At 41.6% G+C, this 18,666-nt stretch carries 18 protein-coding genes; 11 read left to right on the plus strand and 7 right to left on the minus strand.

Translation table 11 applies throughout. The features are described 5' to 3' along the window. Positions 1-74: 74 nt before the first annotated feature. Positions 75-995, plus strand: a complete 921-nt coding sequence (locus QXW63_06355) for a polyprenol monophosphomannose synthase (protein MEM3461510.1) — start codon at positions 75-77, stop codon at positions 993-995. An 11-nt stretch (positions 996-1,006) separates the two neighbouring features. Here QXW63_06355 and QXW63_06360 read toward each other — a convergent pair whose 3' ends face one another. Next, positions 1,007-2,110, minus strand: coding sequence for a glycosyltransferase family 4 protein (locus QXW63_06360; GenBank protein MEM3461511.1), 1,104 nt, complete (start codon positions 2,108-2,110; stop codon positions 1,007-1,009). Positions 2,111-2,437: 327 nt separating this feature from the next. Between QXW63_06360 and QXW63_06365 the strand changes: the two genes are divergently transcribed. From QXW63_06365 to QXW63_06380, 4 genes are all read left to right on the plus strand, one after another. Further along, on the plus strand, positions 2,438-4,720 hold the full coding sequence (locus tag QXW63_06365; GenBank protein ID MEM3461512.1) for a DUF2079 domain-containing protein: 2,283 nt from the start codon (positions 2,438-2,440) through the stop codon (positions 4,718-4,720). An 86-nt stretch (positions 4,721-4,806) separates the two neighbouring features. Next, positions 4,807-6,036, plus strand: coding sequence for a DNA primase small subunit PriS (locus tag QXW63_06370; protein ID MEM3461513.1), 1,230 nt, complete (start codon positions 4,807-4,809; stop codon positions 6,034-6,036). A 46-nt stretch (positions 6,037-6,082) separates the two neighbouring features. Beyond that, positions 6,083-6,982 (plus strand): glycosyltransferase, encoded by a 900-nt coding sequence (locus tag QXW63_06375; GenBank protein MEM3461514.1) that lies wholly within the window; start codon positions 6,083-6,085, stop codon positions 6,980-6,982. Between the two features lie 2 nt (positions 6,983-6,984). Beyond that, on the plus strand, positions 6,985-7,533 hold the full coding sequence (locus QXW63_06380) for a hypothetical protein (GenBank protein MEM3461515.1): 549 nt from the start codon (positions 6,985-6,987) through the stop codon (positions 7,531-7,533). Positions 7,534-7,551: 18 nt separating this feature from the next. Here QXW63_06380 and QXW63_06385 read toward each other — a convergent pair whose 3' ends face one another. Next, positions 7,552-8,625 carry an exosortase/archaeosortase family protein gene (locus QXW63_06385; GenBank protein MEM3461516.1) on the minus strand — a complete coding sequence of 358 codons (1,074 nt, stop codon included), beginning with the start codon at positions 8,623-8,625 and terminating at the stop codon, positions 7,552-7,554. A gap of 151 nt (positions 8,626-8,776) precedes the next feature. Here QXW63_06385 and QXW63_06390 point away from each other — a divergent pair, with 151 nt between their 5' ends. Genes QXW63_06390 through QXW63_06410 form a run of 5 tightly spaced genes read left to right on the plus strand, consistent with a single transcriptional unit; the run spans position 8,777 to position 11,011 of the window. Then, positions 8,777-9,052 carry a 50S ribosomal protein L44e gene (locus QXW63_06390; GenBank protein MEM3461517.1) on the plus strand — a complete coding sequence of 92 codons (276 nt, stop codon included), beginning with the start codon at positions 8,777-8,779 and terminating at the stop codon, positions 9,050-9,052. A gap of 19 nt (positions 9,053-9,071) precedes the next feature. Then, the gene (locus tag QXW63_06395; protein ID MEM3461518.1) at positions 9,072-9,275 is read left to right on the plus strand and encodes a 30S ribosomal protein S27e; all 204 of its coding nucleotides are present in this window, start codon (positions 9,072-9,074) and stop codon (positions 9,273-9,275) included. An 8-nt stretch (positions 9,276-9,283) separates the two neighbouring features. Continuing rightward, on the plus strand, positions 9,284-10,072 hold the full coding sequence (locus QXW63_06400; protein ID MEM3461519.1) for a translation initiation factor IF-2 subunit alpha: 789 nt from the start codon (positions 9,284-9,286) through the stop codon (positions 10,070-10,072). Continuing rightward, a complete protein-coding gene (locus QXW63_06405) occupies positions 10,072-10,233 on the plus strand; it encodes an RNA-protein complex protein Nop10 (GenBank protein ID MEM3461520.1) in 162 nt (53 codons plus the stop codon). Before QXW63_06400 ends, QXW63_06405 begins: the two co-directional genes overlap by 1 nt. 4 nt (positions 10,234-10,237) lie before the next feature. Beyond that, positions 10,238-11,011, plus strand: coding sequence for a proteasome assembly chaperone family protein (locus QXW63_06410; GenBank protein MEM3461521.1), 774 nt, complete (start codon positions 10,238-10,240; stop codon positions 11,009-11,011). 3 nt (positions 11,012-11,014) lie between these two features. Here the strand turns inward: QXW63_06410 and wecB are convergent, their stop codons facing one another. Next, complete coding sequence (gene wecB, locus QXW63_06415; protein ID MEM3461522.1) at positions 11,015-12,106, minus strand: UDP-N-acetylglucosamine 2-epimerase (non-hydrolyzing); 1,092 nt, start codon at positions 12,104-12,106, stop codon at positions 11,015-11,017. A 229-nt stretch (positions 12,107-12,335) separates the two neighbouring features. Between wecB and QXW63_06420 the strand changes: the two genes are divergently transcribed. After that, positions 12,336-12,887 (plus strand): hypothetical protein, encoded by a 552-nt coding sequence (locus tag QXW63_06420; protein MEM3461523.1) that lies wholly within the window; start codon positions 12,336-12,338, stop codon positions 12,885-12,887. A gap of 49 nt (positions 12,888-12,936) precedes the next feature. Here QXW63_06420 and QXW63_06425 read toward each other — a convergent pair whose 3' ends face one another. From QXW63_06425 to QXW63_06440, 4 genes are all read right to left on the minus strand, one after another. Continuing rightward, positions 12,937-14,985: a minichromosome maintenance protein MCM gene (locus QXW63_06425; GenBank protein ID MEM3461524.1), complete on the minus strand. Its 2,049-nt coding sequence runs from the start codon at positions 14,983-14,985 to the stop codon at positions 12,937-12,939. Next, positions 14,982-15,551, minus strand: a complete 570-nt coding sequence (locus QXW63_06430) for a hypothetical protein (protein ID MEM3461525.1) — start codon at positions 15,549-15,551, stop codon at positions 14,982-14,984. The genes QXW63_06425 and QXW63_06430 overlap by 4 nt, the downstream gene beginning before the upstream one ends. Before the next feature lie 153 nt (positions 15,552-15,704). Continuing rightward, positions 15,705-16,955: a Glu/Leu/Phe/Val dehydrogenase gene (locus QXW63_06435; protein ID MEM3461526.1), complete on the minus strand. Its 1,251-nt coding sequence runs from the start codon at positions 16,953-16,955 to the stop codon at positions 15,705-15,707. Positions 16,956-17,045: 90 nt separating this feature from the next. Next, positions 17,046-18,653 carry a glutamate synthase-related protein gene (locus tag QXW63_06440; GenBank protein ID MEM3461527.1) on the minus strand — a complete coding sequence of 536 codons (1,608 nt, stop codon included), beginning with the start codon at positions 18,651-18,653 and terminating at the stop codon, positions 17,046-17,048. Between the last annotated feature and the right edge of the window lie 13 nt (positions 18,654-18,666).

The following is an 18,666-nucleotide window of genomic DNA, read 5'->3' on the forward strand; positions in this document are numbered from 1 at the left end:
CGCGGTAAGTATGTTCGGCATGATAAGAGATAACTCTCTCTTTAATAAGATAATTAGAAGGTTGAAACATAAAAATGAAATCTGAAGTTTCCTTCACTACAAGTGTGGAAAACTGGAGACACGTAGGAGACACTATTCTCCAAACAAGTTCTCCAAAAATACTTGAAGGAAACTTTGAACTAAACGCAGATATAGGAATAATCCTTCCAACTTACTGCGAAGCAGCAAACATCCAGCAAATAATAAACGAGATTGAAAACCTAAACCTAAACGTTTCAATAATGGTGATTGACGATTCCAGCCCTGATGGAACAGCAAACATTGTACGGGCACTTCAGAAGAAATACGATAACATTCTACTTCTTGTGAGACCTGAAAAATCCGGTCTTGGAACGGCAATTACTGATGGAATGAAAATATTTCTTTCAATGGAAACTCCTCCCAAATACGTAATTACGATGGATGCAGATTACTCACACAACCCAAAAGACATACCTAGACTTGTGCGGGTCGCAAAAAGGGGCTACGACTTGGTGATAGGTAGTAGGTACTTTCCAGGAGGAAAAATCACCGACTGGAGCCCCATAAGAATAATGATAAGTAAGGTAGCTAACAAATTCGCGTCTGTAATAATTGGAGCAAAGATAAAAGATTGTACCAGTGGATTACGATGTTACTCCCTAAACATGTTAAAAAAAGTAATAGGCGAACTTCACAGCCAAACATATGAAATACAAATAGAAACTATACGGCAAGCTGTTAAGAAAGGATGCTACATAACCGAGATGCCAATAGTATTCACTAACAGAAAACTGGGGAAGTCCAAACTGACTTTGAACGAGATAAAACAGTTCCTTTTCTACATAGGAAAGGCAAATTTCGAAGATTATCTTAGAATCCCAAGGTATATCTTTTACGACAATGTAGAATTCTCCAATGAAACTCTCATTGAATTCTTCAACGCCCGTGTTCATACACGATTGAGAGAAGCCTAAAACCTTTTTAATCATGCTTTATTGTCGATCTCGCTAATCCATTGTTTCGCGATTGCTTTAATGTCAAATGCCAAAGCTCTTTTCCTACATTCTTCTCTTACATCTTTGGAGTATCCCGTGTTCCATATTTTCAAGGCAATATCCACAATTTCGTTTTCATTATATGTAAGCCACCCAGTTATTCCATCAATAACCGTTTCTCCTGGCCCTTGATTGCCAAAAGTTACGACAGGCGTGCCGCATGCCATGCTTTCAACTGGGATGTATCCAAATGGTTCATCAATGTATGGAAAGAGTGTGAATGCGGCATTTGAATAAAGGTCGACGAGTTTATGGTTGCTGATTCTGCCCAAGAATTCCAAGTTTGGATGCTTTAAAGTTTCTTTAGATGCCGTCACTATTTTTCCTCCGAAAGCCTTTATTTTGATTCCTTTGTCCAAAGCTTTCTTGATGACTCTGAAGTTTGTTTCTTTTCCAAAGTATGTCACTACATAGTTTCCTTTTGGCGTGGTTGTTGTGGGTTTAAATATTTGACAATCAATAGGCGGATAGATAACGGCCTCGACTTTTGTTTCCATTTGTTCGTAAATTCTAGCTAAATATTTAGAATTAGCGAATACTTTTTCCGATAATTTGGAAAATTTGTTGGTCATTTTTCTGTCTATTCTTCTAAGGACGGGTGCAGAAAAAAGGTAAACTGTTCTATAATGTAATGCTAAGTAATCTTTGGTTTTATCCAGCAAGACTGTTGGTGGACCTTGAGCGTACCAAATCTTGCATGGAAAAATTATTGTGTTAGAGAAATTCAGCACAGGTCCGTCTAGTGCTGATCTTAATCCCTTTAGCTTTTTTGAGTTCGCGGAGAAGAATCCTTCTAACAACCAAAAATAAAACCATGCTAACGATTCGCTCTTGAAAGGCGTTCTACCGCCAATCACGTTAACGCTAATTCCTTCCAATTCAAGATTCTGCCTTACTTTTTGGCTTGCAATAATCGATACCAATGTTACTTGGTAACCACGTCTTTTTAGTTCCCTTGCTATTAGCGTTGGTGGGCGTGTTGGACCGTACTCGCTGAGTAAGGGGTCACAGATTATTGTTATTTTTTCCTTCAATAGGAACTCACTTCTTCTTATTCTTAACTTTTCTATTTTGAGATAATCAAGGAATTGTCGTCATTATTTTTCTATGTTGCTCCTTGAGAAGGTTTTGTTGCTTGAGCCTATTTTACATTTTCTTAGCGTATCTTTTTTATGATTTAGATAAAAATAAGAACAAGCTCTAGATATACCTAGTTCGTCTGAAGGTGCATGCGCTTTAAGTTGATGGAAAAAATTGGGAGTTATGTACGATTTCGCAAGCTTCCGGTGCTGCTCCTAGTCTCTATCTTAACGTACGTTATAGTGCTCTCTTATTTATCAATACTCAAGCATGGTCTTTTTTTGACGACCGCTTGGGATTTAGGCATTTACGAACAAGGCATTTGGTCCACAGCAAATGCCGGCAGATTTTTCTGGTACACTGTTGAGCTGCCTATAAACCCCAACGGGTGTTTTTTTGGAATACACTTTTCTCCGGTGCTTTTCCTTGCGGTTCCAGTGTATAAGATTTTTCAAAGCACTGCGTATTTGTTGGTTTTGCAATCTTTTGTGATTGCTTTGGGTGCTGTTCCGCTTTATTTGATTGGTTTAAAAGAAACCCGTAGTCCGAAATACGCCTATCTATTCTCTTTGTTATATTTAATTTATCCGCCCTTGATAGGTGTAAACCTCTTTGATTTTCACACACAAGCATTTCTACCACTCTTTTTCTTTTTTGCGTTTTACTACTTCAGCGAAAAGAAGTTTCTAAACTATTTCTTGTTCATAATTCTAGCATTGTCGGTTGTGGAATTTGTCCCGTTTATTGTCATATTTTTTGGTTTATACGGCTTTTGGAGCGAAAGAAAAGAAATTAAACATTCAATTAAAAATCTCAATTACAAGTTTTTATTTAACAAGACGGTAGTTGCCTCCATATTAACGATAATTTTAGGAATTTCTTGGTACCTACTCGCGAGAACTGTTCTCTTTATCTGTAACCCCACAGTGCGTCCTAACCTAAATTGGGCTCAGTTTGGAGATCCCGTGCATAATCCGTTGGGACTGTTATGGAATACTATTGTTAATCCGTTGCGAACTTTACAGTTGATATTACCTACTCTGGGCGACAAGATTCTCTACATGTTTGGGCTGCTGATTCCGGTGGGCTTGTTGTCTTTGTTGGATATTCCCTCTCTTCTTATTGGCGCTCCGTGGTTTTTGGCTGTGATCTTATCTAATTATCCGCCTTACTATACAGTTATAGGCTATCAGTATGTCGCGTTTGCCGTGCCATTTGTATTTATATCCGCTGTACGAGGAAGCAGAAGACTCTCCTTTTTGAAAGACAAGGTTAGATCTTTCTTTTCGTTTAATCTTTCTTTTGGAAGCTTAGGTAAGAAGGTGTTGGCGATATTTTACACATCAGTGCTGGTAATTTCTTACAGTATCCTCTTCTATCAGCCCCACTTTGGTGCTCTTGCAAACAAAGTCAACTGGTGCTCTTCTCAACATCTTACAGCGTTAAACAAAATCTTAGAATTAGTGCCGTCTGATGCGTCAATAATGACTCAAAACAATATACATCCCCATTTGAGCCAACGGATGTACGCGTATGCAATGTGGGAATGGAATGTCTTATCGAGTGCAGGCAACGTTAGTGCAGTGGAGTTTTTCCTCCAAAATATTTCTCCTGATTTCATCTTGTTTGATACGGTATCTGAATGGTACTTTGAGAATATGGAAAAATATGCTTTGAGCTTGATTGAGAATGGAAGTTATGGCGTATACGCTTCTGCGGATTATGTTTGGCTTCTTAAAAAGGAATTTGTGGGCGATTCTATTCGTCTTTTTGACAGTGGTTTTAATATCAGTTTGTATAATCAAGGCTTGCTGATGACTGTTTATAATGGTTCGTTTACTGGTGATGTGCCCCTTTTTAATGAAACCGTGTTGAACGTGACTGTTTCTTCTACTTTGTTTGAAAAACTGAATCCTCACAGGGATGGTTCTGAATTGAGTGTGGTGTGGGATGGGCAACTGTTCATTCCCGTGAGTGGGGAGTACAGTTTCTATATCGTGTCAAATTCAAGTAACTATAGACGTTTGTCAATTAAAAATGAAACAGTAATAGATTTTCAAGACAGTTCAGCAAAACTTGTGTTAGAAGAAGGTTTCCGCCCAATTCAGTTCGAGTACAATGTAACTGAAGAAAATGAGACTCTATTTTTGTTCTGGAAGCCTCCGTGGGAAACAGTGCCCAAACTCCTTACTTCTGACTTTCTGTATCTCTCCAGCATTCCAACAGTTTCGTCGGTGGTTCTTGCGCCTTCATTTAATTTTCGGTATATGTCACCATTTCCCACGATACACAGAGACTATTTCTCCTCATTTATTGACGGGTTCTTTAACGTGGAAACCTCGGGCAATTACAAGTTTAAGGTAATTGTAGATAATTGTACTATGATTTTTATTGATGACGAGCTAGTTTACGATTCATACACTTCCGATTCGGGTTATTTTGATGTGGAGTTAACTGCTGGCAAGCATAAAATTTCTATTTTGTATTTCGAGTTTGTGGGTGACGCTTTTCTTAAGCTTATGTGGTTGCCTCCGGAGAAATTTGTTTTTGATGAGTTTCCTTAGCATGTTGCATAAAGTGTTTATCTTGGTTTCTGTCGAATATTGTTACATATAAGTGGCTAGTCCATCCCTATAAAAGAGGATGTCAAGTGCAGTCAAAACTGTTCATCAACAAGTTATTCCATGATTATTATAGTAGCGAGAATTGCGAAGTTGCAACTCCACGTATGATTGAAAAGAGAGAGTTCGGCTTTATCTCATTTGACAACGTTATGGTGCGCCACAAGGCTTTCGCAAATCAAAACGAATTGCGGAATTTTCTGAAAGAATTCGTTCCATCTGACGCATATTATTCTTGTGCTTATTATGACGACCCTAAAGCTGAAATGGACAAGAAAGGCTGGCTAGGCGCCGACTTGATTTTCGACATCGACGCAGACCACATACCCACTCCATGCGATAAAGTGCATGACGAATGGGCTTGCGGGGCTTGTGGATTTTCTGGAAAAGGAATTGTGCCTGATAAATGCCCTGTTTGTGGAAAGGAAAAGTTTGAGGTTAACACGTGGCTTTGTGAGGTTTGTTTGCAATCTGCTAGGGAAGAAACCATTAAAGTCTTGGACATGTTGATGACTGATTTTGGTTTTTCCACGAAGGAAACGCATGTGTTTTTTTCGGGTCACCGGGGCTATCACGTGCATGTAGAAAACGAAACGGTTCAAACGTTGGACACGGTTGCCCGTAAGGAAATTGTTGATTACTTTTCTGGTTTAGGATTCAATTTCCCCTTTCACGGTTTAGATGAGAAACACGGAGAAACGTCATCCGCCTTTCCCACCCAACTAGGTGATTTTGGTTGGCGTAAACGCCTAGCCTCGGGACTGCAACGGTTCATTCAGAAAGCTGAGGAAGATGACCTCAAGAGAATCGGACTTAAGAGTAATGTTTCAAATGCAATATTAAGGAATAAAGCGTTGGTGTTAAAAGATTGGTCTGACATGAAGGCTTTGGGTCGAGTCAAGGGCGTTGGTGCAGAAAGTTGGCGAAAAATAATGGAGCATGTTGTTAAACTTGAATCTGCAAAAATTGACACCGTCGTCACTACAGACGTGCATCGACTGATTCGTTTGTCTGGCACCTTGCATGGTAAGACTGGCTTGAAAAAAGTTGAGTTTCCAGCATCAGCCATAGACAGTTTTGACCCGTTCAAAGACGCTGTGGCCTTTAAAAGCGGAACAGTGAAAGTTCATGTTTCAGATGCGCCTTCCTTCAGAATCGGCGATGAAACATTTGGTCCTTACAAGAATCAAGAAGTGGAGCTGTCCACAGCTGCTGCTGTGTTGCTTGTCTGCAAAAATCGAGCAGAGACTGTAGGTTAAATGTTGTTGAGGTGAGCTGCAGCTGACAATCAAAGTATCAACCGTAATCGTTACCTACAACAGATGCTCAGATCTGCAGGAATGTTTAACCTCACTCTTTAATTTGAAGGATGAACTACACGAAGTTATCGTTGTGGACAGCAACTCTACGGATGACACTAAAAAATTGAGTGATCGTTTTCCAATACGGTACATTTCTATACGCGAAAGAAACAGGCAACATGCTAGGAATGTGGGGGTCTCCGAAGCTGAGGGGGATGTTGTTGCCTTTTTGGATGATGATGTTGTCGTTCATAACGAGTGGTTAAGGCATATTTGTGGACCTTACTTAGACAATAGTGTTGGTGGAGTTGGGGGAAGAGTAATTCCCTACGGGAAACCTAGCAAGTTTTATGTAGAAATAGGCAGGAGCGAAGTGGGGAAGGTTCTTGACAGCGGGTTTGTTGTTGGAAACTTTGACATTCCTTTCGATAACCTACGGGAAGTTGATTCTTTCATTGGATGCAACATGTCGTTTCGGCGAGACTTGCTTCTGGAAGTAGGAGGATTTGACGAAAATTACATGGGGACAAGCTACAGAGATGACACGGACATTTGCATGTGCATCAAAAGGCTTGGCTACAAGTTAATTTATAATTCGAAGGCGCTGGTTTGGCACAAGTTTAAAGGCAAGCAAGTAGGCACAGAATGGCTATATTGGTACATTCGCAACCAAACCTACTTCTACTTCAAAAATTTCTTCGCCCAATCAAAAACTACTTTTCCACAATTCTTGCGCTATACATTTTTTCCGCCGAGAGATTACGTTTTAAAATCTAATGTTCGAGTTAAAGTGGAACCCTTATCAGTGGTTAATGCGTTAAAAGGGTTATGCGATGGATATAAAGCATGGCGAAGATTTGTTACCACAAAAAGCACGTTGAAAACATGCAGAGGGCGTGAATAAAAATGTACAATGAACTCTACGAAATCTGGAAAATAGAAACAGAAACTACCGAATTGGGCAAGCTTCCCTCCGATTTTTACTTTAGAATCACTGATTATATGCGAAAACTTAGAGAAGAAAGCCGAATGCTCGACAAGAAAACGGCAAGAGCAAGGCTTCTGTTTAGAGAAATGCAAAATGTTAAGCGCATGTTCCGTGAAGTGACTCATGCACGTTACAGAAAATTGGTCAATATGATTGCGAAAGGCAACGTGGTTCCTTCTGATTTGTTAACTGCTGAGGAAGAGAGTTTTCTCAAGGGCGCTCTACCTTACGCTGAGGCTTTTCGAAAGCTTACAGAAGATGTTCTTCACGGGCACACGCCAAAAGTCAATGTTGGAAAGGAGCGTAAGAGGGCTGTCTTGCGTTTTCTTAAGGACGTTCCTGCCATAATTGGTGCGGATATGAAACTTTATGGTCCTTTTAAAGTTGAGGATGTTGCTTCTCTGCCTATGGAAAATGCTAAAATATTGGTTAAACAGGGTTTAGCGGAGAAAGTTGAAGTTAACTAAATGTGACAGTTAAGGGCTTCACGTTGAAGGTTTTGTTTGATGCGAGAAACCAGCCGTGTTATTTGCGACCGTTTTCCAGCTTCTAATTTTGCTCCACAAAGCACGGGTTCCAATTATTATTAATGGATACGATATAATCCACGTTATTGAGTATAATTGTCCATAAAAGTTATGGAAAGCTTCCCAATCGCCGCCGTTTACTCCAATAATGAAAATGGTTGCTATTCTAATAATGTTGATGAAGTAGGTAACAGCAGCGCCTATCACAAAATAGATTATCCGTTGTTTTGTTGGAATGGCGCTTCTTTTTAGGAATAAGAGAATCGTAACTGAGTAAATTATTAGGCTGTCTATTCCCGAGCACGCCCATGCTATAACTGCATTCCAACTGTTCGTTGAATTGCTAACTTCAAGATGTGGCATTCCTTCTGTGGGTGTTAGAAATGTGGTTCGGTATCCCAGCAAGTTTAGGACGTTTGCCGCAAGCATTGATGTTGTAGGAACAAGAATTTGAAATGGCGTAAATTGTCCTTTTGGATATAAATTGTCTATTGTGTATATTAGCCCAATAATTCCTAGAAAGGTTATCGAAATGGAGTAATTCATTAAGCCTATAATTCCATATCCAACAAGAATTGTTAATGCAAAAAGAACGGTGAGAACCAGGTATTCTGTTGAAAGCGGCATCCAGTCGGGTGGGCGTTCTGGAGGATGCATCCCTCTGTTATAAGTCCAATCAACTATTGCCTTGTTAAATCCGTAGAAATTGGCAACGATTATGTACACAGTAGGAAGCAAGAGCGTTATAACAAATATGGCTGTCTTTATGGATTTTAACTTCCACTTTATTGTTTTGAGTGCTTCCCAGCCGAGTATCATTTCTAAGGCGAACAGCCAGAGAAAGAAGAGGTAGAAGGTTCTGCCCTTCCATGTGGCTTCGAACGTGTTTGTGTACACTTTATAGTAGTATGGATATGGTGGGTATGCCACGTCTTGATAGAGATATAGTATCGCAAATGGAGCGATGATTGAGAATAAAGGTAACAGTATCATTATGGTAACGCTGTTTTTCTTAATAGTTTGACTTAGCATGAGTCCTTTCCACATCTATCCTTAACGTCTCGTTATATCCAATTAAATAATGCTTAACACACGCCGATTAGTTAAACATTTATTTCGGGGACATAGCGAAAAAGTATAAGAACGTGTTTGTTTTCTTTATGGAAGGCTGGTCGTGGTTAAAGTGAATGTTCCTAAAGAAATCAGAACATACTGTCCAAGATGCAAACAGCATCAAGCTCACGCAGTATCTCTTTACAAGGCTGGAAAGCGAAGAGCCTTAGCCAAAGGCGAACGCCATCACGAACGCGAGAAGAAAGGTTATGGCGGACAGAAGTATCCTCTTCAAAGAGAATTTTCAAAGACAACAAAAAAGCAAACCTTAAAGTTGAAATGCAAAGTTTGCGGTTACACTAGGCATAAAGACGGTGTACGATTAAGAAAATTGGCAATTGTGTAGATTTTGAGGTGAGCAAGAAATGGCTGAATGGGAAAAACTTATTCCGAGACCGAGAAGCAGTTTCCTCAGAGTGAAATGTCAAAAGTGCGGAAATGAACAACTAGTTTTCAATCGTGCCGTAAACAAGGTCAACTGCAATGTCTGCGGAACCGAATTGGCTTCACCATCAGGTGGAAAAGCAATAATCAAAGGTGAGATAGTCGCGGTTTTTGAAAGAGGATGAACACCAAAATGGCTTTTAAAAAACAAGAATGGCCTGAAGTGGGCGACTTAGTGATAGCCACGGTAGAAGCCGTAACAGATTACGGTGCTTACGTAAAACTAGATGAGTACGATAAAAAAGGGTTGCTTCACATTTCTGAAGTTTCTTCTTCTTGGATTCGGAACATCCGAGACTTCGTTCGGGAAGGGCAAAAAGTTGTTTTGAAAGTTTTGCGGGTGGACGTAGAAAAAGGACACATTGATTTGTCTCTTAGAAGAGTTACAAAAAGAGAGAAAATCGAGAAAATCATGTCATGGAAAAAGGAAAGAAAAGCAGAAGCCCTACTCAGAAGCGTCGCCGAAAAAACTGGGCAACCGCTGGAAAGTATTTATGAAAAAGTTGGTGCGCCAATCGAAAAAGAATATGGACTTTATGAGGGGTTCGAAAAGGGTTTGAAAGAAGGCATAGAAGCTCTGACAAAAATAGGTGTGCCCGAAGACCTTGCAAAGGTTCTTGTTGAGGTTGCAAAAGAAAGAATCCGTGTTCCAATGGTTCGTGTAAAAGGCGTGGTTGAGCTTCGTTGCATGAAACCTAACGGAGTAAAAGTTATCAAAGAAGCCTTTCTAAACGCCAAAAAGGCTGAAAAATCCCGTGACGCAAAGCTTCGCTTTTATGTTGTTGCAGCGCCCAAATATTGTATTGAGGTTATGGCGGAAAATTACAAGCGCGCAGAGGATGTTCTGCAGAGAGTTGCTCAAAATGTTATCTCTAACGTTTCTAAAGCTGGCGGGCAAGGCGTCTTTAGAAGGGAGAAGTAGTGGTTTGGCTCTTAAGAAAATGTGAAAAATGCGGAAAATACACATTGAAAAGTGATGGATGCCCCTATTGCGGTGGAAAAGTTCGTGTACCACATCCACCAAAGTTCTCTCCTGACGATAAATACCTCAAGTATAGGATGGCTTTGAAGAGGAAGGATTGACAAAATGAAGGAGACAGTCATTAAAGAATTTGTCACGGTTCAGTTGGATAATCCCATTCTAATTGAGGGTCTTCCGGGATTAGGGATTGTCGGCAAAATCGCCATACGCTATTTAATTAAACAGTTGAAGGCTGAAAAATTCGCATACTTGTACTCTCCACATTTTCCCTATTTCGTGCTCGTTAACAAAAAAGGAGGGATTCGACTCTTACGTGGAACATTCTATTTTTGGAAGAACAGAAATGGGAAAAACGACCTTATTCTTTTCACAGGCGACAGCCAAGCACAAACAATTGAAGGTCAATACGAAATATCAGACCGCATTCTCAACTTTGCTGAGCAACACAAAGTAAGCTTGATAATAACGATTGGCGGTTACCGCGTCGAGGTAAAAGATAAACCTAAAGTAATTGCTGCTGCGACAGGTCCAGAACTTTTGAATAAGGCATTACAGGCCAAAGCCATGCTCAGCCCTATGGGAAGTCCTATCGTCGGCACTGCCGGCTTGATTCTTGGTTTAGCGCGTTTGAAGAAAATGGATGCGCTTTGTCTTTTAGGCGAAACGCGCGGGTACCTACCCGACCCGAAGGCTGCTAAGAGTGTTTTGGAAGTTTTGCAGTCGATATTAAATCTTGATGTGAATTTAGATGGTTTAGACGAAGAAATCGCAAAAGCAGAGAAGATGGTTGTTCGTTTGCAGAAGATAGAAGAGAAAAGAGCTTTACAAGCAGAGGAAACCCGTAAAGAAGAAGATAAAAAAGTCACATACATTTCATAAACACTAAAAACTCATTTCTTCCCTGATTATTTTGACAATTTTTTCAGCTGCATTTCCGTCTCCGTAAGGCGATTTTTCTGGAAGTTCTTTTTGTTGCTCCAGCGTTCTTATGATAGCGTTCAATATTTGTTTCTTTTCTACCCCAACAACCGTGGCGAAACCTGCTTCGACGGCTTCTGGTCTCTCGGTGGAAAGGCGAATAACCAAGACTGGTTTGCGTATAGATGGCGCTGTTGCCTCTTCTTGGATGCCACCTGAATCGGTCACTATCATCTCACATCTCTTCATTAGAACCAAGAAGTCTAAATAGCCAAGCGGTGGCAAAATATGCAGATTTCCTGTTTTTTTGATTTTAGCGTATATCTTGTTCTGTTTCAGTCTCTTTTTTGTGCGAGGGTGCATTGGATAAACCACTGAGATTGGTGCTTCTGCGAAGGCTTCCATAAAATTCTTGAGAACCTTGAGGTCATCTACGTTTTCTGCTCTGTGGGCTGTTGCTAAAGCGAATCTTTTAAAGCGAATAGTTTCCAATATTTTTGATTTTCTTTCTGCTATTGGCAAGTGCTGAGCTACTGCGTCTATCACAGTGTTTCCAGTAATGTAGATTTTTCCCCACACATTCTCTTTTTTTAAGTTGTTTTCCGCTGTTTTTGTTGGTGCGAACAGGTAGGTAGAAACATGGTCTGTTAAGCGTCTGTTATGTTCTTCGGGCATGCGCAAATCAAAACTTCTCAAACCTGCTTCTACATGTCCCACTGGTATTCTCAGCTTGACTGCTGCCAAAGCGGTTGCTAAAACTCCGTTTGTGTCTCCTTCCACCAAAACAAGAGCGGGCTGCACTTTTTTCAATAATCGTTCCATGTGGACTATTATGCGTGCAGTTTGCGCTCCTTGCGAGTAAGCTTTGAGTTTGTATCCGTAATCTGGCATTGGCAGCTCAAGCTCTTCAATAAACTGCTGAGACATGTTGTAATCGTAATGTTGACCGCAGTGAACAAAAACTGACGGTATCTTGTTCTTACGTAAAGCTCTGATAACCGGTGCCATCTTTATTATTTCTGGTCTTGTGCCAACAACAACCATCACTGGCTTCATGAAACATTCACAACTGCTATCTAACGCTACTGGATTTTTAACGTTTGTTCACGAATCGAGACTGAATCGTTAGAATTTACTTCAAATATTTTTGTTAAGTTCTAAATTTTAATCAGCTACTTTAATCATAATCGTTAAATTGCGTTAGTTTCTATGACATACAAATGCTATTACTTTTCATTTTCAATTACTTTTTCAAACAATTCAGGTAGGAATGAATGCTATGCGTATGTTAAAGAATAAAAAAGGACTAAGCGTTGTAGTAACAACACTAATCATACTAGTCGTTTCAGTGTTGCTCGCGACCGTTGTCACTTTTTACGCCATTAACGTAACCACAACAAGAGTTCAAGAGGAAAGTCTCCAAGTATACAAGCTGCATACGTGGCATAATGGCACAACCTTTGCTGAAACAGCCTTCTTGATAATTAACACAGGCGGTCGTGACATCGTCATTGACAAAATATCTGTAAGAGGTCAAGAGTGCGGCTGGAGCACTATATATTACAATAAAACACAAGACACAATAAACGATGACTTACCATATATCGCTCCAAACAGTGACGGTTCGCTTTCTGGCAAGCAAGTGCCACTAACTGTGAATTATGACCTTGTCCAGGCCAATGACGACTTGATTCTGAAGTCAGGCTGGAGCATGATAGTCTACGTAACCAATCCAGACCACGTTTCAGTCAGCGACATCGGCGTAACCGTAGGCGTAACAGTGTTCACTGCAAACGCACAATACTACAAAGAAGCCAACGTTGAAGCTTCCGAGTGACAGCGCACAGTCCTCCCTTTTATTACCTGTTAAGCCCTTTACGTTTACTCTATGTCTTTTTTAGGTAACCTTCTCTAGGTTCGTAAATTGTTCCTTCACGTAACAGTTGTGTGATTAGGCGTTCTGCGTCTCCTTTTGGAATCTTATATTTTGCTTCCAACTCGTTCTGAAGTGCTGCTTTCTCGACCATTCCAGTTTCCCTTTCCATCTCCGCCAAAGTCGAAAGAATCACTTGCAGCTTGTCTCTCATGCTTTTTGATTTTCCCGTCATTATAATGTCTATATCATACTTGTACGAGGACACGTCTATTCCGACTTCTGCCAGAGACTTCTTCATTATATTAATCGCTGCTTCTGCATCCTCACTTGTAACTTCTTTTCTGAGAGCTGCACGGGCTCGTGCCTCTGCTATACGCACTAATGATTCAAGTTGCCGCGCAGTTATTGCAACCGGTGAACCTTCCGCCTCGCTTGCTGAACGCATTGTTAAATAGAAATCTTTGAGACGGTTTAATGCGTCTGGAGTTAGGACTGGCTTGATTCCTTTTGCGTAACTTATGTATTTTCTCAATAATTCTAATGGTATTGGAGGCTCAACGGGGCTCAAGCCTTTTCTGTGGATTTCGAGAATGTGTTCGGACATTTTACTGTCTGTATCTTTGTCGGGCACATCTCTCAATACGAAAATAAGGTCGAACCTTGAAAGTATCGTAACCGGCAAGGAAATGTTCTCTGCCACGGTACGATGCGGCTCATATCTTCCTAAGGAGGGGTTGGCGGCTGCGAGTATTGCGGTTCTCGCGTTGAGTGTTGCGACGATGCCGCCTTTTGCAACGGAAACCGTGTGCTGTTCCATTGCCTCGTGAATTGCAACTCTATCTTCCGGACGCATTTTATCCATCTCGTCGATGCATGCAATTCCCTTGTCAGCCAATACTAGTGCTCCAGCTTCGAGGCTCATTCCGCCTCCTTTCTCTCTTATTACTGCTGCAGTCAAACCGGCGGCTGTTGTGCCGCGTCCAGAAGTATACAATCCTCGTGGTGCAATTCTAGCTACATACTGTAATAGTTGTGATTTTGCTGTTCCCGGGTCTCCAATGAAAAGAGCGTTTAGTTCTCCTCTTACTGTTATGTCTGGAAGAGTTTTTGGCACTCCTCCAAAGAGAAGGTACATTATTGCTTCTTTCACGTGGTCGTAGCCATAGATTGAAGGTGCTATTGAGTTCATGATTTTTCGGTGTATCCACGGGTCTTTTGCAAGTTCGAGAATTTTTTCTTCTTCTTCAGGTGACGGGATCGCTGTTTCTGGTTCTTTACCTAAAACTTCTATTGAGTTAGCGTCTAAATGCAACATGAACACTCTAAGCTTTCCTACGCCTCGAAGCGTCGGCGCGAATGCGCGAATTATTCCCACTATAGAAACGTGGTCTCCGGGTCTCGCTACATCTACTATTTCGCTTCCTACGAGCTTGACATGTAATGTTCTCGGAAGCTGCCCTGGCGGTAGGTCTTCGGGTCTTTCTTGGAGACGTAGGTCTTGTGAGTCTATAAATGTGGATTCTTCTTGTATGAAGTCGAAGGGGCCTTTTCCTTCGCATGTTGGGTCTCTACATTTAAGCGGCGGTCTGAGGAATTGTCCAGTCTGGTCCAAGTATGTTATGTTTCCGCATCTTCTGCATTTGAAGGCTGCTCTCATGACCATTGGGCGGACGGGTGTTGAACGGACAACGATGCCTTCAACCATGACGAGTTTTCCAATGTGGTTTGAGCCGAGTTTTCTTAGCGGTGTCGACTCCCAAAGTCGCACAATTCTGACAGTTACTGTTTCCATCTTGTCTGCCAGTTTTTCAGCATATTCCGCATCTTCTATTTGAAGTTGAGAGAAAGCCGCGTTATTCGCATGTTTCATGTACTCTTCTGGCTTTTCCAATAGTTCCTCGCTGAGTCGCCGGTCAAAAGTTGCAAGGTCTTCAAAATCAACTATTAAAGAGGTTTTACCAGCCACAGCAAGCTGCGATATTGCTTGGCGGTATTTCTCGATCTTGAAAAATTCTTGAAAACGCTCTTGCGGATCTATCGCTTCTAATTCTTCCGTCATTGTTCCATCACCTTACATTCTAATATTTGCGTTCTCCATTCTTGGATACGCATGTAAAGTTGTTCATAAAGAAACCGTTCCTCTCCAGTAAAATTTTTGAGCATGTGCTCAGTACGGGTCGGAGACGACGCCAACGAAACAATTTTCTTTAACCTTGCATTTACAATGTCCTGTGTCACCTGTCTAGTTTTTTCATACTCCCGCGTTTTCTCTGGGGTTTTGGCAATTTCCGCCTTAAGCTGTGTTAAGTATCTTCGCAGTTCTGGATAGAAATTCTCAGGCAATTTTGAGATTTGTCCTGCCGTTTGAACGCGTTCTGTCCATTGAATTTTGTAAAGCTTATTTGCGTCTAAACGTTCTTCTTCGCGAAAACGCACTATTCCAGTTTTTTCAAGCTCGCTTGCTATCCAATGTTGAATCTCATATTCATTTCCTTCCTCAAAAGGTCCCACAGCGAGTCCTGCAAGCTTTATTTCTGGACAGTTTCTGTTCGCAATGACTTTTACGGGTGAATGTTCAAATTGAAAGTCTAAACTTTCAATTTTCGTAGACAACGTTTTGTGCATTCGTTATCCTTTCTCCGTTTCTGAGTTTATTGGTGCGAAGTAGTTATAAGAGCAGTAGTTTAAAAACTTAGATTAGAAGTTTAAGAAAATTCTAGAGCGCTGCTTCAATTGTGATGTATAAATGAGATGGAAGTGGAAATTTGTCCTTTTTTGTTACGGCCATAAGCCCAGCGTCTTTATTGCATCTGCAACTCTTCCTACGCCAAGCATCAACGCTGCAGTTCGCATGTCACTTTTTTCTTTTTTCGCCAGTTTATGAACGTCATTGAAGGCTTTGACCATTTTATCTTCTAATTTCCGATTTACTTCTTCTACTGTCCAATGTTCTCTTGTAAGGTTTTGAACCCACTCGTAATAGCTTGCGGTTACTCCGCCTGAGTTAGCTAGGATGTCTGGAACTAGGAGTATTCCTTTTTCATGAAGTGCCTTGTCTGCATCTGGGGTTGTTGGTCCGTTGGCGCCTTCCGCAATTATTTTTGCTTTTATTTTGTTTGCGTTCTTTTTGGTTATCTGATTTTCCAATGCTGCTGGTATTAGTATGTCACATTTTGTTTCGAGCAGTTCCTCATTTGTTATGTTTTCGCATTTTTCATAACTGGTTACCGAACACGTTTTTGATTTGTGTTCGTATATCTTGTAGGGGTTGAGACCTTTCTCGCAGTAAATTCCTCCAGTTGAGTCGCTTACCGCCACGATTTTGCAGCCCATGTCGTAGGCTATTTTTGCCGCGTTCCAACCAACGTTTCCGTAGCCTTGCACTGCCACCGTCGCCCCTTTTAGCTTTAGTCCCAAATTTTTGGCAGCTTCCCTCGCGCAGACCACAACACCAAGCGATGTGGCTTCAGCTCTTCCTTCTGAACCGCCAACACTTATGGGCTTGCCGGTGACGCATTCTGGAACACTGTAGCCTTTGAATTGACTGTAGGTGTCCATTATCCATGCCATTGTCTGTGCATCTGTGTAAACGTCTGGTGCTGGCACATCACGGTACGGTCCAATTATGTCCAAAATTAGGGTCGTGTATCGTCTTGTTAGGCGTTCCAGTTCTGCTTTCGACATTTCCTTAGGGTTGCAGCATACTCCTCCTTTTGCGCCGCCATATGGGATGTCCACAACTGCGCATTTCCATGTCATCCACATTGCCAAAGCCGTAACTTCATCTAAGGAGACGTTTGGGTGGTAGCGTATTCCACCTTTGAATGGTCCTCTTGCATCGTTATGTTGCACGCGACAACCTAAGAAAGTGCAAACGTTACCGTTATCCATCTTTACATTAATAGAGACTATGAGCGACCTTTTTGGGTGTCGAAGCATCTCGTGAATGTCGGGGTCTAGTTTTAATTTTTCCGCAGCTATTTTCAATTGTTCGCATGCAACGCTTAGTGCTGATTGAGTTTCTACCATAGACCATTTTCCTCCACAGTAGTCTATCTGCTTGTCTATTCTTAAATTTAAGGATTTAACTGAAAACTAAAAAAAGAGAAGAAGGTGCTGTTAGCCCAGTATTCTTTCCACTGCATCTTTTTCTGCTTCGTGCGCCAAAGGTATGCCTGTAACTTGCGCGGCAAGTTCGGACAAGCTCATCAAATCGTTTCTGTTGATAAGTTCCAGTTTCCACTTTCTGTTGCCTGCTAGAAGCTGCTTTAGTCCTACGCCTATGCGGTCAGTTAAGTACGTGTAAAGCGCCACTGCTTCCCATGGTATTTCTTTGAATCTGGCACCATATTTTTCTTTCAATTCTGGTGCTGCAATGAAGAACTTCTCTGGCGTGTTGCCGAATCTGTCCGCAAAGGCTTTCGGAAGTTTGCCTTCTTCTGATAATTGTTTGAAGTAGTTCGCTTTCATGACAGCCGTCAAGGGCGAGCGCCCCATTAACACTGCCTTCACGAATGGGCCGTCTCCGAAGTTGCTCATTGCTATTGCCTTGAAAATTTGTGTTTCGTTTATGAAGCCTCCAGCCATGATAATGTCTGGAACGTAGCGTCCTTTCTTCTTTAGCAATTGTGCGCATTTGAGAACTATTGCTTCCAAGTAGACTGTTGGTATGCTCATTTCATCCATCATTGGAACTGGGCTCATGCCTGTTCCGCCGCCTGCTCCGTCGAAGTATACGGCGTCGATTTTTGCTTCTGAGGCTATTTTCATTGTGTATGCAACTGCTGAGGGTCTGTATGCGCCTGTTTTTAGTGTTACGTGTTTCGCGCCTTGCTTGCGTAGCCATTCTATGTCTTCTATCATGTTCTTTTCTTTTGGTATTCCTACTCTGCTGTGTCTTTCGAAGGATTTGAATACACCTTCTTTGAATGCTTGCTGCACTGTTGGGTCTTCTGGGTCTGGAATTACCACGTAGCCTCGTTTCTTCAGCATTATTGCTCTGTCCAAGTCTCTGACACGGACTTCGCCGCCTATGGCTTTGGCGCCTTGCCCCCACTTTCTCTCGATAACGTTTACTTCCAGTTTTGATATTGCGTAGACGTCAACTCCTAGTCTTTGGTCTTCAACGTTTGTCTGTACAGCGATATCGCCGTATTTTCCGTCCCAGAACTTTCGGAACAAGTCGACTCTGCGTTTCAGTTCTTTTGAATAGGTTACTTTGCCTTGCGTAATCTGTGCTTCGGGGTCCATACCGCAGACGTTTTCTCCAACGATTATTATTGCGCCTGAAAGTGCTGTGCCTATTGCTAAGCCTTCCCAGTTTAGCCTAGCGACATCAGTTGAGCCAAATGCACCAGCCAATATTGGCACTTTTATTGGTATGCCTCCTACTTTGGTCTCTGTACTTACGTTGGGGAAAAGGGCAACATCCGAGTTTTCTTCTATACCAAGTGCTTCGAACAAACCTGCTTGTATGTTGAAGTGTGACCAGTCTAATCCGAAATCTTTGAGTGCTCCTGCGGTGCTGTATCCAAATTGGACGGGTTCTGGGTAGAGAGCTTCTCTTCCTCTGAAACCTGATAGGCTGATTTCGCACATTATTGGGCAGTCACGGATGCATATTGGGCACATTCCACTTGTTGGGCTTGTGTCTTTGACGCGGGTTGTTGTTCCAGTGGTTGATTTTCCGTTTAGGTACGAACTGTTTCTGTGTACACGTTCACTCATTTTTCTTTCACCT

It is taken from the genome of Candidatus Bathyarchaeia archaeon (genome assembly GCA_038873195.1).
Classification (GTDB): Archaea; Thermoproteota; Bathyarchaeia; order Bathyarchaeales; family Bathycorpusculaceae; genus DSLH01.

Excerpts from the sequence above, each read along its gene's own strand:
- QXW63_06355 (MEM3461510.1), top strand. The coding sequence starts at position 75 with ATGAAATCTGAAGTTTCCTTCACTACAAGTGTGGAAAACTGGAGACAC.
- QXW63_06380 (MEM3461515.1), top strand. The coding sequence starts at position 6,985 with ATGTACAATGAACTCTACGAAATCTGGAAAATAGAAACAGAAACTACC.
- QXW63_06385 (MEM3461516.1), bottom strand. The coding sequence starts at position 8,625 with ATGCTAAGTCAAACTATTAAGAAAAACAGCGTTACCATAATGATACTG.
- QXW63_06395 (MEM3461518.1), top strand. The coding sequence starts at position 9,072 with ATGGCTGAATGGGAAAAACTTATTCCGAGACCGAGAAGCAGTTTCCTC.
- QXW63_06400 (MEM3461519.1), top strand. The coding sequence starts at position 9,284 with ATGGCTTTTAAAAAACAAGAATGGCCTGAAGTGGGCGACTTAGTGATA.
- QXW63_06410 (MEM3461521.1), top strand. The coding sequence starts at position 10,238 with ATGAAGGAGACAGTCATTAAAGAATTTGTCACGGTTCAGTTGGATAAT.
- wecB (MEM3461522.1), bottom strand. The coding sequence starts at position 12,106 with ATGAAGCCAGTGATGGTTGTTGTTGGCACAAGACCAGAAATAATAAAG.
- QXW63_06420 (MEM3461523.1), top strand. The coding sequence starts at position 12,336 with ATGTTAAAGAATAAAAAAGGACTAAGCGTTGTAGTAACAACACTAATC.
- QXW63_06425 (MEM3461524.1), bottom strand. The coding sequence starts at position 14,985 with ATGACGGAAGAATTAGAAGCGATAGATCCGCAAGAGCGTTTTCAAGAA.
- QXW63_06430 (MEM3461525.1), bottom strand. The coding sequence starts at position 15,551 with ATGCACAAAACGTTGTCTACGAAAATTGAAAGTTTAGACTTTCAATTT.
- QXW63_06435 (MEM3461526.1), bottom strand. The coding sequence starts at position 16,955 with ATGGTAGAAACTCAATCAGCACTAAGCGTTGCATGCGAACAATTGAAA.
- QXW63_06440 (MEM3461527.1), bottom strand. The coding sequence starts at position 18,653 with ATGAGTGAACGTGTACACAGAAACAGTTCGTACCTAAACGGAAAATCA.